General features: G+C 65.2%; 14 protein-coding genes. 3 read left to right on the top strand and 11 right to left on the bottom strand.

Annotated features, from left to right (window positions below):
• Positions 1-13: 13 nt before the first annotated feature.
• Complete coding sequence (locus AC0L3K_RS07385; RefSeq protein WP_007593086.1) at positions 14-1003, top strand: ABC transporter ATP-binding protein; 990 nt, start codon at positions 14-16, stop codon at positions 1001-1003.
• Positions 1000-1992 carry an ABC transporter ATP-binding protein gene (locus AC0L3K_RS07380; protein ID WP_007593084.1) on the top strand — a complete coding sequence of 331 codons (993 nt, stop codon included), beginning with the start codon at positions 1000-1002 and terminating at the stop codon, positions 1990-1992. Before AC0L3K_RS07385 ends, AC0L3K_RS07380 begins: the two co-directional genes overlap by 4 nt.
• A 179-nt stretch (positions 1993-2171) precedes the next feature.
• On the opposite strand, the gene AC0L3K_RS07375 is transcribed toward AC0L3K_RS07380, so the two are convergent.
• From AC0L3K_RS07375 to AC0L3K_RS07325, 11 genes are all read right to left on the bottom strand, one after another.
• Positions 2172-2459 (bottom strand): YciI family protein, encoded by a 288-nt coding sequence (locus tag AC0L3K_RS07375; RefSeq protein ID WP_219681065.1) that lies wholly within the window; start codon positions 2457-2459, stop codon positions 2172-2174.
• 80 nt (positions 2460-2539) lie between these two features.
• A complete protein-coding gene (locus AC0L3K_RS07370; RefSeq protein WP_027517121.1) occupies positions 2540-3514 on the bottom strand; it encodes a sugar ABC transporter substrate-binding protein in 975 nt (324 codons plus the stop codon).
• Between the two features lie 42 nt (positions 3515-3556).
• The gene (locus AC0L3K_RS07365) at positions 3557-4534 is read right to left on the bottom strand and encodes an ABC transporter permease (protein WP_473253358.1); all 978 of its coding nucleotides are present in this window, start codon (positions 4532-4534) and stop codon (positions 3557-3559) included.
• Positions 4531-5481 carry an ABC transporter permease gene (locus AC0L3K_RS07360; protein ID WP_473365692.1) on the bottom strand — a complete coding sequence of 317 codons (951 nt, stop codon included), beginning with the start codon at positions 5479-5481 and terminating at the stop codon, positions 4531-4533. The genes AC0L3K_RS07365 and AC0L3K_RS07360 overlap by 4 nt, the downstream gene beginning before the upstream one ends.
• Positions 5474-7000: a sugar ABC transporter ATP-binding protein gene (locus tag AC0L3K_RS07355; protein WP_007593075.1), complete on the bottom strand. Its 1527-nt coding sequence runs from the start codon at positions 6998-7000 to the stop codon at positions 5474-5476. The genes AC0L3K_RS07360 and AC0L3K_RS07355 overlap by 8 nt, the downstream gene beginning before the upstream one ends.
• Positions 6997-8391 carry an FAD-linked oxidase C-terminal domain-containing protein gene (locus AC0L3K_RS07350; RefSeq protein WP_007593073.1) on the bottom strand — a complete coding sequence of 465 codons (1395 nt, stop codon included), beginning with the start codon at positions 8389-8391 and terminating at the stop codon, positions 6997-6999. The genes AC0L3K_RS07355 and AC0L3K_RS07350 overlap by 4 nt, the downstream gene beginning before the upstream one ends.
• Positions 8392-8444: 53 nt before the next feature.
• Entirely contained in the window at positions 8445-9329 is an 885-nt protein-coding gene (locus AC0L3K_RS07345; protein ID WP_473365691.1) for an intradiol ring-cleavage dioxygenase, read from the bottom strand.
• Between the two features lie 15 nt (positions 9330-9344).
• The gene (locus AC0L3K_RS07340) at positions 9345-10247 is read right to left on the bottom strand and encodes an NAD(P)-dependent oxidoreductase (RefSeq protein WP_354127570.1); all 903 of its coding nucleotides are present in this window, start codon (positions 10245-10247) and stop codon (positions 9345-9347) included.
• A gap of 20 nt (positions 10248-10267) precedes the next feature.
• Positions 10268-11641, bottom strand: a complete 1374-nt coding sequence (locus AC0L3K_RS07335; protein ID WP_473253356.1) for an amidohydrolase family protein — start codon at positions 11639-11641, stop codon at positions 10268-10270.
• A 4-nt stretch (positions 11642-11645) separates the two neighbouring features.
• Complete coding sequence (locus tag AC0L3K_RS07330) at positions 11646-12725, bottom strand: maleylacetate reductase (protein WP_473365690.1); 1080 nt, start codon at positions 12723-12725, stop codon at positions 11646-11648.
• Positions 12722-13045, bottom strand: a complete 324-nt coding sequence (locus AC0L3K_RS07325) for a Dabb family protein (RefSeq protein ID WP_007593067.1) — start codon at positions 13043-13045, stop codon at positions 12722-12724. The genes AC0L3K_RS07330 and AC0L3K_RS07325 overlap by 4 nt, the downstream gene beginning before the upstream one ends.
• A 108-nt stretch (positions 13046-13153) precedes the next feature.
• On the opposite strand from AC0L3K_RS07325, the gene AC0L3K_RS07320 reads away from it, so the two are divergent.
• Complete coding sequence (locus tag AC0L3K_RS07320; protein ID WP_473365689.1) at positions 13154-14077, top strand: LysR substrate-binding domain-containing protein; 924 nt, start codon at positions 13154-13156, stop codon at positions 14075-14077.
• The last annotated feature ends 42 nt before the right edge of the window (positions 14078-14119 follow it).

The raw sequence follows: 14119 nt of genomic DNA, 5'->3' as shown, positions 1-14119 counted from the left end.
GGGGCTGATCACGATGGCGCTGCTCGAAGTTGAGAACCTCCAGACCCACTTCCGGACGCCCAGCGGCATCAACCGCGCGGTGGAAGGCGTCTCGTTCCATGTCAACGAGGGCGAGACGCTCGCGATCGTCGGTGAGTCCGGCTGCGGCAAGTCGGTGACCTCGATGTCGCTGATGCGGCTGATCCCGGAACCGCCGGGAAGGATCGCCGGCAGCATCCGCTTCGCGGGCAAGGACCTGCTGCAAATGTCCGACCGCGAGATGCGCGCGATCCGCGGCAACGACATCTCGATGATTTTTCAGGAGCCGATGACCAGCCTCAACCCGGTCCTGACCGTCGGGCGTCAAATCCGCGAGACGCTGATGATCCACCAGGGCCTGGACAAGCAGGCCGCAGAGGCGCACGCCATCGAGATGTTGATTCTGGTCGGCATTCCAGAGCCGAAGCGTCGCGTGCGCGAATATCCGCATCAGCTCTCCGGCGGCATGCGCCAGCGTGTCATGATCGCCATTGCACTCGCCTGCAATCCAAAGCTTCTCATTGCCGACGAGCCGACCACCGCGCTCGACGTGACGATCCAGGCGCAGATCCTGAAATTGATGCTGGACCTCAAGCACCGGGTTGGCGCAGCGATCATCCTGATCACCCACGATCTCGGCGTGGTCGCCGAGATCGCCGAGCGCGTCATGGTCATGTATGCCGGCCGCAAGGTCGAGGAGGCGCCGGTGGCGGAACTGTTCCGATCGCCGCGTCATCCCTATACGCAGGGCCTGCTCGGCGCAGTGCCGCGGCTCGGCTCGTCGCTGACCGGCACCGCGAGACGGCTGGCTGAAATTCCGGGGCAGGTGCCTGATCTGCGCAAGCCCATCGTCGGCTGCGTCTTCGCCGGACGTTGCGCGCTCGCGACCGATCTCTGCCGGCAGTACGCGCCGGGGCTCGAAGAGAAGGGGCCACGTCACGTCGCGGCCTGCCACTATGCGGCCAAGGGAGCGGTCGCGGCATGAGTCCCCCGCTGCTCCAGGTCAACGACCTCAAGAAGCACTTCCCGGTTAAAAAGGGCCTGTTCAGCCGCAAGTCCGAATGGGTCTATGCGGTGGACGGCGTGTCGTTCGAGATCGCGCGCGGCGAGACGCTCTCTCTGGTCGGCGAGTCCGGTTGCGGCAAATCGACGGTCGGCCGTGCGATCCTGCGACTGTTCGACATCACGTCGGGGCAGGTCATCCTCGACGGCCAGCGCATCGACGACGCCCATCCGAGCACGATGCGCCAGATGCGCCGCCGTGTGCAGGTGGTGTTCCAGGACCCGTTCTCGAGCCTCAATCCGCGCATGCGCGTGCGCGACATCCTGGCCGAGCCGATCCGCAATTTCGGCCTCGCCAAATCCGCAATCGACCTCGAGACCCGCGTGACCGCGCTGATGGACACCGTGCGCCTGCCGCGCGAGGCGTTGAACCGCAGGCCGCATGAATTTTCCGGCGGCCAGCGCCAGCGCATCGGCATCGCGCGGGCGCTCGCCGCCGAGCCCGAGCTGATCGTCTGCGACGAGGCGGTCTCGGCGCTCGACGTCTCGGTCAAGGCCCAGATCGTCAATCTGCTGCAGGATCTCCAGCGCGAGTTCGGCCTGGCGCTGCTGTTCATCAGCCACGACCTCGCGATCGTCGAGCACATGACCCATCGCGTCGCGGTCATGTATCTCGGCAAGATCGTCGAGGTGGCGCCGCGCTACGAGATCTTCGCCGCGCCAAAGCATCCTTACACCAAGGCGCTGCTCTCGGCGGTCCCGCTGCCGGAGCCGGGGGCCCAGCGCAATCCGATCATCCTCAAGGGCGACGTGCCGAGTCCGATCAACCCGCCGAGCGGGTGCCGCTTCCACACCCGTTGCCCGCTCGTGTTCGATCGCTGCCGGACCGAGGAGCCGACATTGCGCGCGGCCGGCCCCGAGCAGTGGGTGGCCTGTCATCTCGAAGAAGGTGCCGCGGTGGCGAGCGGCTAGCCGTTGGGGCCGCGGCGAAGCTCTGGATCGAGGCGTAGGGGCGACAATCGGGCAAGGATGGCACTCCGCTCCTGTTCTGCCCGACGAGTCAAAGACGTTTGCGACGAAAATTCATGTGTAAAAACAACCCCGTTCTTACTGTGCATGGGGTTGTTTTCGCGTTTTTGTTGAGCCGCCTTTCAGCCTTGGCGGCGCAGGAAGCCCGTGATCGTGACCTTGTCCCAGATGTCGGCCGCCGCAAACGGATCGGCTCGGTTGAAAGCCTCGACCTCGCTGCGGCCAGGCGCCTCGATCAGGAACAGGCTGCCGATCATGGTCGCGCCGTCGTCGGAGACCAGCGGTCCCGACATCACGATCTCGACGCCGAAGCGCGAGGTGTCGCTCAGGAAAGCCTTGTGGGCGTCGTAATTGGCGAGCCGGATCGGCAGCGCGCCGGCGCGGTCGAGGGCGTGAATGGCGAACAGCATGATGGTCTCCGTTTATGCGTCCGTTTCTTGGGACGGCCGCGGCTGCGGCCGTCCGGGCTTGTCGTGATGGGTGCGCCTGGTTACTTGCCGCCGAGCTTGCTGGCTTCCTCGAAAGTCGGGCAGCTCCGTTGCTCCAGCGGCACGTCGAACGGCTGGTAATTGTCCTTGGTGATCACGGTCGGCTTCAGCACGATCTCGGCAATGACGGGCTGGTTGCGCAGGGAGCGGATCGCCATCATGGTGCCAAGGCATCCCTGAAAAAATCCGTTGTAGTCGCCGCTCGCGAGCAGCTTGCCGGACTTGATCGCGTCGATCGCTTCCTTGGTGCCGTTGATGCCGATCACCTGCGCCTTGCGGTTGGCGCCGTCGAGCGCCTCGATCGCACCGACGGCCATGGCGTCATTGGCGGCGAGCACGCCGTCGATCTGCGCGTTCGACTGCATCAGATTCTCCATCACCTGGAGCGCCTGAAGCCGCTGGTAATTTCCGGGCTGCGAGGCCAGCAGTTTTGCGCCGGCGTTTTCCTTCAGCGCGTCGTTGAAGCCGCGGACGCGGTCGACATTGGTCAGCGAGCCCTTGACGCCCTCGATGATGACGATGTTGCCCTTGCCGCCCAGCGTCTTGAGCAGGAAGCGCGCGGTCTCGAGCCCGAGGCTGTAATCGTCGGCGCCGACGAAGGAGAGGAACTTGCCGCCGGCCGAGCGGTCGGTGATGTTGACGACGGGGATCTTGGCTTCGTTGATCTTCTCGACACCCGGCACCATCGCCTTGTAGTCGACCGGCGTGAAGACGATGGCGCTCGGCTTCTTCACCACGACGTCCTCGATCTGGCTGAGCTGCTCGGGAATGCTGTCGGGCTTGGTCGGGATGTACTGCAGCGTCTTCGCGTTCAGCGTCTTCGCCATGTTGTCGGCGCCGACCCGCACGGTCTGGAAGAACGGGTTGGTCTGGTTCTTGGTGAAGACGGCGATGGTCTCGCCGTCGGCTCGCGCTTGCGTGGTGAGCGCGGCCGCCATCAGCAGCGGCAGCGCCAAATAACCCAGTGTCTGTTTCATGTTGCCTCCATCCCTCGTTTTGCTTGTTGGTCGTTCAAGAACTCATTGCGTGCGGCGGCGGGTCTTCATGTCGAGCCAGACCGCGAGAATGACGATGATGCCGGTGACCAGCGGCTGCCAGTTGGCGCTGACCGACAAGAGGTTCATGCCGTTCAGCACCAGCGTCAGGATCAGTGCGCCGATGAAGGTGCCGAACACCGTGCCGACGCCACCGAACAGCGAGGTGCCGCCGATCAGAACGGCGGCGATCGCGGGCAGCGTCAGGCTTTCGCCGATGTCAGCCTCGGCCGAATTGAGCCGCGACAGGAAGATGATCGAGGCGAGCCCCGCCATGGTGCCGGAGACGGCGTAGACCAGCAGCAGGCGGCGCGCGACCGGAATGCCGGAGAGTCGTGCCGCGACCGGATTGGCGCCGATCGCATAGATCTCCTGGCCCCAGATCGTTCGCTGCGCAAACAGTGTTCCGATCCCGAGGAACACCAGCAGCAGGTAGACCGGGATCGGCAGGCCGAACAGATAGCCGCTGCCGATCTGGCGGAAGCCTGCCGGAAAGCCGTGAAGGGTTTCGCCCGCCATGTACCAGTAGGTGAGGCCGTTCAGCACCCAGAGCATGCCGTAGGTGGCGATGAAGGAGGGGATACGAAGCGCGGTGACCATGACGCCGTTGAGCAGGCCGACGATGCCGCCGCAAGCAAGTCCGGTGAGGATGCCGAGCGCCGGCGAGCCGGTCTTGTGGATCACGGTCCCGGCGATGCAGGCGGACAGCGCGACATTGGCGCCGACGGAGAGATCGAGGCCCGCGGTCAGCACCACCAGGGTCAGGCCGGAGGCGATGAAGAAGGTCAGGCTCGCCTGCCTGAGCACATTGAGGATGTTGCCGAGGCTCAGGAAGGAATCGCTGAGCACGGCAAGCACCGCACAGATCAGCAGCGCCGCAAGCAGGCGATAGAATAATTGGATCGCATCCTGCGACAGGAACGAGCGCGGCGGCGCGATGGCCTCTTTGCTGAGGTCGGTCATGCGCGGCTCCTGAGCCCGTCGAGGAACAGCGCGACGATGACGAGGACGCCGACGCTTGCGACCTGCACCGAGGACGGCAGCGAGATCAGGTTCAGCCCGTTGCGCAGCACGCCCACCGAGAGCACGCCGAGCACGGTGCCGAGCAGCCAGCCATTGCCGCGCTCGAACGACGTGCCGCCGACGGCGACGGCCGCGATCGCATCGAATTCGAGACCGAGGCCGGCCGTCGGGTGACCGGAATTCATCCGCGCCGTCATCAGCAGGCCGGCAATGCCGGCCATCGCGCCACCGATCGCATAGACCATGATCAGCAGACGGTTGGGTGACAGGCCGGCATAGCGCAGCGCCTCCCGGTTGCCGCCGAGCGCGAAGATGTAGGTGCCGAAACGGGTGTGATAGAGCAGGCCGTGAAACGTTGCATAGGTCACCAGCGCCATCACGATCGGCACGGGAACGCCCAGCAGCGTCGCCGAATAGATGTCGCGTACGCTGTGGGGGATGCCGACCACGCTCTGGCCGTCGCTGACGATCAGTGACAGGCCTTGCGCCATGCCAAGCGTGCCCAAGGTCGCGACGAAAGGTGGGATGCCCACGATGGCGACCAGCCAGCCGTTGGCGAAGCCGAAGGCTGTGCCGACGAGAAGCCCGGCACCGAGGCCGAGCGACATCGAGTGGGTGGCGAGCGAGACGATGGCGACGCAGAGCGAGGTCAGGGTCAGCACCGCGCCCATCGACAGGTCCAGCCCCTCGGTCATGATGATCAAGGTCATCGGCAGCGCGAGCATGGTCAGGATCGTCGACTGCACCAGCACGTTGGAGAGGTTGGCGACCGACAGAAAACCGGGCGCGATCGTGCTGAACAGCGCGATCAGCAGCACCAGCACGATGGCAACGCCGGGAATGCGTTGCAATGGATTGGGTTGAGAGACGACTGGGGCCTCACGCATGATGCATCCCCAGTCGCACGATGTTCTCCTCCGTCAGCTCGTTGCGCGCGAGGTGCCCGGCGACACGCCCCTCGCGCATCACATAGGCGCGGTCGCAGACATGGCAGATCTCGACCTGTTCGGACGAGATCATCAGCGCGGCCGCGCCTTCAGCGACAAGTCGGTCGATCAGGGCGAAGATTTCGGCCTTGGCGCCGATGTCGATGCCCCGGGTCGGCTCGTCGAAGATGAAGAGCTTCGAGCCGGCAGCGAGCCACTTCCCGATCACGACCTTCTGCTGATTGCCGCCGGAGAGCAGACCGACGGTCTGGCGCGCGCTGGGCGTCGCAATGCGCAACTGCCGGATCAGGCCGTCGGCAGTGCGCTGCGCGCTGCGTTGATCGAACAGACCGCTCGGAAACAGCTTTCGCAGCGCCGACACCACCAGATTGTCCCCCACCGACCGCAACAGTGCGAGGCCCTCGCTCTTGCGGCTCTCCGGGATCAGCGCAATGCCGCAGCGGGCGGCAAGATCAGGCTCGCCGGAGATAGTCTTGCCGTCGAAGACGATCTCGCCTGATGTCACGGGATCGGCCCCGAAGATCGCGCGCGCGACCTCGCTACGACCGGAGCCGACCAGGCCACACAGGCCGACGATCTCGCCCCGCCGCACCTCGATGTTGATGTCCGAGATTCCGGTGGAGGCGCTCAGGCCCTTGACCTCGAGCAGCACTTCGCCGGGTTCGTCGGCAAAATTGCGCGGGTAGGTCATGTCGACATTGCGGCCGACCATCATGCGGACGAGCTGGTCCGGCGTGACGTCGGCCGGGCGAACGCCGTCGATGCGACGACCGTCGCGCAGCACGGTGATGCGGTCTCCGAGCGCGAACACCTCCGCCATGCGGTGCGAGATGTAGACGATGGAGACGCCGTCGGCCTTCAGCCGCGCGATTAGCGCGAACAGCAGCTCGGTCTCGCGATCGGACAGTGCTGCGGTCGGTTCGTCCATCACGAGGATGCGGGCGTTCTGGCTGATCGCTTTGGCGATCTCGACCATCTGCTGCTGCGCCACCCCTAACTTGTCGACGATGGTTGACGGGTCGATGTCAAAGCCGATCGTGCCAAGCACGCGCGCGGCGTCGGCCAAAATCTTGCGGCGGTCGATGGTGCCGGGGATGCGGCCCTTCGGCTCGCGGCCGAGAAAAATGTTCTGGGCGATATCGAGATGGGGGACCAGCGAGAATTCCTGGAAGATCACGGCGATGCCGAGCTTCTGCGCGTCTGCGGCCGAGTTGATCGCGACCGGCTCGCCCTTGAAGTAGAACTCGCCGGCATCGGCGCGATAGGCCCCGCACAGCACCTTCATCAGGCTCGACTTGCCGGCGCCGTTCTCGCCCAGCAGCATATGGACTTCGCCGGGGAAGACGGCAAAGGACACGTCATCCAGCGCCTTGACGCCAGGAAACTCCTTGCTGATGCCGCGCAGCTCGAGGAGCGGGACAGGCGAGGAGGGCTCGACGGCCAATGCGGCGGTGCTCATGCCTGCGCTCCGCTTGCAAAGATCTTTCCGGGATTCATCAGGCCCTTGGGGTCGAGCGCGGTCTTGATCGATCGCATCACATCGACGGCCTCGCCGAGTTCATCAGCGAGATAATCGATCTTGCCGAGCCCGATGCCGTGCTCGCCGGTGCAGGTGCCGTCCATGGCAATCGCGCGGGCGACCATGCGAGCCTGGAGCGCCTTGGCGCCTTCCACTTCCTCCGGCCTTGCCGGGTCAATCAGGATCAGCATGTGGAAATTGCCGTCGCCGACGTGGCCGACGATCGGCGCGATGAACCCGCGCCCGTCCGCGTCGCGCCGGGTCTCCGTGAGGCATTCCGCCAGTCGCGAGATCGGCACGCAGACATCGGTGATCACGGCACGCGCGCCGGGGCGGAGGCCCAGGCCGGCATAGAGCGTGTTGTCGCGGGCGTGCCAGAGACGGCTGCGATCCTCCGGTGCCTTCGCCCAGGCAAAGCCATGGCCGCCATGGTCGGCGGCAATGGCCTGTGCGGCCTCGGCCTGCTCGGCGACGGAAGTCTCAGAACCATGGAATTCGAAGAACAGGGTCGGGGCTTCGCGATAGCCGAGCTTCGCATAGGCGTTGATGCCGCGCATCATGACGTCGTCGAGCAGCTCGATGCGCGCCACGGGGATCGCGGACTGGATCACGGAGATCGCGGTGTCCACGGCGTCCTGCAGGGTGTCGAAGCTGCAGACCGCGGCCGAGATCGCCTGCGGCACGGGATGCACCTTGAGCGTGATCTCGGTGATGACACCGAGCGTGCCCTCGGCGCCGACGAACATGCGGGTCAGGTCGTAACCGGCGGCCGACTTGCGCGCACGCCGGGCGGTTCGGATCACGCGGCCGTCGGCCAGCACCACCTCCAGCGCCATGACGTTGTCCTTCATGGTGCCGTAGCGCACCGCCATGGTGCCGGAGGCCCGCGTGGACGTCATGCCGCCGATCGAGGCGTCGGCGCCGGGGTCGATCGGAAAGAAAAGCCCGGTGCCGCGCAGCGCCGCATTGAGCTGCTTTCGTGTGATGCCGGGCTGGACCACGACGTCCATGTCGCTCTCGTGCACCGTCAGCACCTTGTTCATGCGTGCGAAGTCGAAGCAGACTCCCCCCGCGACCGCGGCCGCATTGCCTTCGAGCGAGGTCCCGGCGCCGAACGGAACGATGGGCATGTTCGCGCCCGCGCATAGCTTGACGATCTCCGCGACCTCCTGCGTGGTTTCAGGGAATACGACGATGTCTGGCGGCAGGCTGCGATAATGTGACTCGCTCTGCCCATGCTGATCGAGCACGCCACGCGCGACGCTCGCGCGCGGGCCGATCAAGCCTGTGAGGCGATCGGCCAATATGCCCGTGCTGACCCGTGGTCCCATCCTTGCTCCCTGTCTTGCCCTGCCGGACTCTTGTTGGTCCGCCGTCGTTCAGCTTAGGCGGCTCTTGCGCTGCTTGCGACCTGCTTCAGGCCGAAATCATAGTTGAGATGAAAATACTCGCTGTCCACCATGCGACCATCGGGCGCACGACCTGGCGGGCACCGCACAAATTCGCGGATCAGGCTGTCCTTGACGCCGAACACCACGTCGCTGTCGAGATACTGGTCGCCGGCCACGAACACATGGGTCACGAGTTGCTCGAAGCCGGGCGCCGAGATCATGAAATGCACATGCGCCGGGCGCCAGGGATGGCGGCTCTGGACCGCCAGCATGTCGCCGACCGTGCCGTCATGCGGGATCGGATAGGCGGCCGGCTTGATCGACCAGAAATTGAATCGGCCATTCTGGTCGGTGTGGAAGCGCGCCCGCATCGCAAGATCGCCGATCTTGTCGAGCTGCTGCACGTCGTAATAGCCGTCGTCGTCGGAATGCCAGACGTCGACGACCGCGTCCGCGAGCGGCCGTCCGTCGACAGTCGACACCGAGCCGGTGACGAGCATCGGATCGCCCTCCATCGGGCCGGAGATGTCAGCGCCGTTGTCTTTCTCGGGCGAGGCCTGCACGAAGAACGGACCGAGCACCGTGGTTTCGGTCGCGCCTTCCGGCACCGGATGGTTGATGGCGTCGACCAGCATGGAGACGCCGAGCGCGTCCGACAGCAGGATGAACTCCTGGCGCTTGTCGTCGCACATCTGGCCGGTGCGGGTCAGGAAGTCGATGCCGTATTCCCATTCCTTCTGGGTCGGCCGCACCTCGCGGACAAAGGCATGAAGGTGGCGCACCAGCGCTTCGCTGACCTGCTTGATGCGCGGATCGGTTGCGCCCGCGATCTGCTCCAGCACGGCGTCGGTGATGGTGTTCTCGTTGAAATTGCGCATAGATGCCTCCGTAACTCAGAGTTTGGGCTCGCCGAGGCCGGACAGCCGCTCGATGTGTTTGACAGTCGCGATGAAGTCAGCGTCGCCGTCGCCTTGCGCGACCAGCGAGCCATAGGTCTCCCGCACTTGGGCGGCGAGCTGAAGCGGCACGCCGACCGCGTGGCCGGCGCCGAGGATCAGATCGAGATCCTTGGCCATCTGCCTGCAGGAAAAGGTCGAGTCGAAATCGCGGTTACGCAGCGGCGCGGTCTTGTACTTCACCATCGGTGAGGCCACCGCGCTGTCGTCGAGAACTTTCAGAATGTCCTGCCAGCCGATGCCGCCCTTGCGCGCCAGCGCCAGGCTTTCCGCCATCATGGCGGCCGAGACAGCGATCATCAAATTGACCGCAAGCTTCGCATATCGCGCTTCCTCGCCGGGCCCGAGATAGGTCTGGGCGCGGGTGAAGGCGGCGAGCAGCGGCTTTGCGTTTTCGTAGGCGTCCTTCGGGCCCGAGACGAAGCAGCTCAGCGCGCCGGTGTGAACGATGCTGGCATTGCCCGAGACCGGCGCCCGCAGGTAGAAGACACCGCGCGCCTGTGCAGCTGCGTCGACCTCTGCGGACGCCTCGACGCTCACGGTGCTGGTCTCGATCAGGACAGTTCCGGCAGCCATCGCGGCGATGAGGCCGGTGGAGCCGAGCAACGCGCCGCGCAAGGCAGCGTCATCGGGTAAGGACGTGATGATCGCGACCTTGCCGCCCACGGCCTCCGCCGGCGAAGCGGCAATCGAAATGCCTTGCGCGCGCGCCTCGTCGAGCCGTGTCGTGCTCCGGTCGAACGCGGTCACGACATAACCGGCCTTGGCGACGAGCACCGACATCGGCAGGCCCATCTTGCCGATCCCGATGAAAGCGACGTTCTTTGGCGTGTCAGTCATTGTTGTTGTCCTTGACGCCCTCAGGCGGCGTGTCCCTGTCGTTCGATGTCGTGCACCAGCCGCCGGCCGGATTGCGCGAGCAATTGCTTTTTCGCCTCCAGACCGTCGGCCAGCAACCGTCCATTCCGCTTCTTCCACACGCCGCCGATCATCACGGCCTCGATATTGGCGAGGCTCGTTTGCATCACCACGGTGGCAACGGGATCGTGCACTGGGACGAGGTTGAGATCGGAGCAATCGATGATGACGAGGTCGGCGAGCTTGCCCGGTGTCAGCGAGCCGATCTGGTGCTCGCGACCGAGCATGCGGGCGCCTTCCGTCGTAATCCAGCGTAGCGCCTCGCGGACGGGGATCGTGGTCGTCGCTGGAATGGTGCTGGTGACCTTGCGCGACTCGGCGTTGTCGAGCGCCCGCTGCATCGAGAGCGCAACGCGCGCGGCGGAGAAGAGGTCGCCGGCCAGCACGGATTCCAGATCGATGCCGATGGTCGGCCGCACGCCGCGCTTGAGCAGCCGTCCGGTGATCGGGAAGCCGTGGCCCTGGACCATCTCGTTCTCCGGCGTCACCGAGAAGGAGACGCCGAGGTCGACCATCCGGTCCAGGAGCTCGTCAGGCAGGTCGTTGCCATGGACGATGTTGATTCCGGCGCCGACGAGGCCGGCCCCGATCAGCTTCTCCCAGCCACCAGGCGTCTTGGCGGGACCACCGCCCTGATGCATGGATGCGATCAGCTTGAACTCGCGCGCCATGCGGAAATCGTGCATGGCGACGTCGAGCGTCGAATAATGCGGGCCGAGGATCGCGAGCCCAAGTGTGACGAGGCCGTCGCGGTCGGCGAGGGGCCCCGCCAGCAGTCGCTCGACCTCACGGCGTGGATGCGGGATTTCCGAGAAATGCGGCTCGCCCGGTTTCGGTTCAGGTTTGGGCGAGCCGTGGAAGAAGGCCGCGCGGATACCGCTCTCGATCAGGCCGCGCACGGCGGCGTCGGTATGATCGGGCGTCGGATTGTTGTGGCACCAGTCGACCAGCGTGGTGGTACCTTGGTTGATCTGGTTCAGCGCGCCCACCAAGGTCGCGATATGGATGTCCTCGGGCCCGAACACCGTTGCGAGCCCGGCATGCATGCGGCGGAAATATTCCAGCAGCGTCCAGTTGGCGGCATAGCCGCGTAGACCCGTCTGCCAGGTGTGCATATGCGCGTTGATGAGACCGGGGATGACGATGCGGCCTTTGCCGTCGATGATCTCGGCTTCAGTCGCGCCGCTGCCGAGATCAATCGATGGACGCAAATCAACGATGCGGTTCCCCTCGATCAGCACATCGCCGCCAGGTAAATCGCCGATCGTGTCATCCATGCTGATGATGACCGCGGATTTGATCAGCGTGCGCTGCATCGAATCAAACTGCCGCTTTGATGGCGCCGGGCGGCTCGCCGGCCCAGGCGCGCGCGATCAGGTCGCGGATGGCGTTGCGTTCGAGCGGGCGCGGGTTCCAGTAGGCGTTGGTGACAGCGAGATCCGCGGCCTTGTCGATGCCGCTTTCGGGCATGCCGATGTCGCGCAATGCAACCTTCGCACCCAGCCGCTTCGCGAGCTCGAAGAGTCCTTGCGATGCATCGGGGACGCCGATTGCGCGTGAGATCCGCGCCATCGCATCGGGCACGGCCGGCGCGTTGTAGGCCAGCGCATGCGGCAGCACGATGGTGTGGGTCTCGGCGTGCGGCAGGTCGAAGGTGCCGCCGAGCGTGTGGCAGAGCTTGTGATGCAGCGCCATGCCGACGGTGCCGAGGCAGACGCCGCACAGCCAGGCGCCATAGAGCGCTTCCGTGCGGGCATCGCGATCGTCGCTTTTCGTGGCAATCGCGGGCAGGGCTCGGGCGAGCGCGCGGATGCCTTCCTCCGCCATCAGCGACGTCACCGGATTGGCATCGCGCGCATAGAGCGCCTCCACCGCATGCGCAATCGCGTTGATGCCTGATGTCGCGGCCAGGCTCGCCGGCAGAGTCAAAGTGAGATCGACATCATAGATCACCGTCTCGGGCAGGATGGCGGCATCGCGCACCGTGGTCTTCAGGCCGTTCTCGGTCTGGCCGACGATCGGCGTCATCTCCGAGCCGGCATAGGTGGTGGGAATGCAAAGCTGGTTGATTCCGGTGCGCAAGGCCAGCGCCTTGCCGAGCCCGGTCGTGGATCCGCCGCCGAGCGAGACGACGCAGTCGGCATCGCACGCCTTCATCGCCGCAAGCGCCCGCTCCGTGACCTCGACCGGCGTGTGCATCGTCGCGCCGGGAAAGATGCCGGCGTAGAGCGGACCGAGCGCCGCGCCCAGCTTTTTGCCTTGCGCCTCCTGCTGCGGCGTCGTCAGTACCAGCGCGCGCTTGCCGCCGAGCCGCTCGACTTCGGCCTTGGCGCCAGCCAGCGTTCCGCTGCCGAACACGACGCGGCAGGGCAGGTTTTCAAAGGTGAACGAACCGATCATGTGCCGGTCTCTTTGATGGGATAATCGACCTGGAAGCGTCCGATCCGCAAGTCGCCCAGCGCCTCGCGCACGCGCAAATGTTCCGGGTGGGTGGCATAGGCCGCGAGCGCAGCGTGGTCGGTGAATTCGGAGAACAGCACGACGTCGCAGGCGTAATCGACATCGCTGACATCGAGCCCGACTTCGATATGGGTGAGGCCGTCGATCCGTCCGCGCAAGCCCTCGAACAGGGTCTTGACCTTGACCCGGGCGGCGGAACGCTCCGCTGGCGTCTCCCCGCGCAGCCGCCACATCACGATGTGCCTGATCGGGCCCGACATTTCCCTGTTTCCTCGCCTGCTATCTTGCTTGTGTTTGGGCCATTTTGGCTTGCGGGATACGGAAATAAAGGTCAATAATCGCAAGTCTCTTTTCCTGTTTGCGAAAAAATGGACCGCCTGCTCCAGTTGGAAGTATTCGCCAAGACGGCCGAGCTCGGCAGCCTGTCCAAAGCTGCCGAAGCCCTGCGCATGTCGAATGCTGCCGCGAGCCGCCATCTCAGCGCGCTCGAGGAGCGCCTTGCGGTCCGGCTGATCGAGCGCAACACCCGGCGGCTGTGGTTGACGGAGGCGGGGCAGGAACTGCTGGAGCGCTCCAGTCGCATCTTGAGCGAATTGGCGGAGGCCGAGGACATCGTCAGCGATCGCGCGCTGTCGCCGCAGGGCACGCTGCGGGTCACGAGCTCGCTGTCCTTTGCGGTGATCTATCTGGCGCCGATGCTGCCGGCCTTTCGCGCGCGCTATCCGAAGCTCAATATGCAGATCACCACCGCCAACCGCTACTCCGATTTCATCGAGGCCGGCATCGACGTGGCGATCAGGACGCGCGAGCAGGAGCCGGATTCCAACATCATCGTCCGCCGCATCGGTCAGATGCGGCGTGTGCTCGCGGCTGCGCCCTCATATCTCGCAAGCTGCGGCGAGCCGGAACAGCCCGTCGATCTCGCGCGCCATAACATGCTGGTCTACAATCTCGCCAACGATCCTTATTCGCTGCGCCTGCGCAGAGGCAACGGCGCGCAGACTGTCCGCGTCACGCCGACGCTCGACAGCAATGACGGCCAGGTCATCCGCGGCGCCGCGCTGGCGGGGCTCGGCATCCTCATCCAGCCGCTCTATATCGTGCAAAGCGATATCGCGGCGGGCCGTCTCGTCCAGGTTCTGATGGACTGGGAGCTGCCGCTGCTGACGATGAACATCGCCTACCAGAACCGTGCCGGACTGCCCGCCAAGATCAGGGTCTTTTCCGACTTCCTGGTCAGCCACATCCGCGAGCATTCGCAGCCGGGGATCTGGATCGACGCGGCGAAGTGAGCGACATTTTCGAATTCAGGCGGCTTTGCAGAAGGCACATCC

The organism is Bradyrhizobium sp. MI1.10 (genome assembly GCF_055811035.1).
This window is presented reverse-complemented; position numbering and strand designations above follow the sequence as displayed.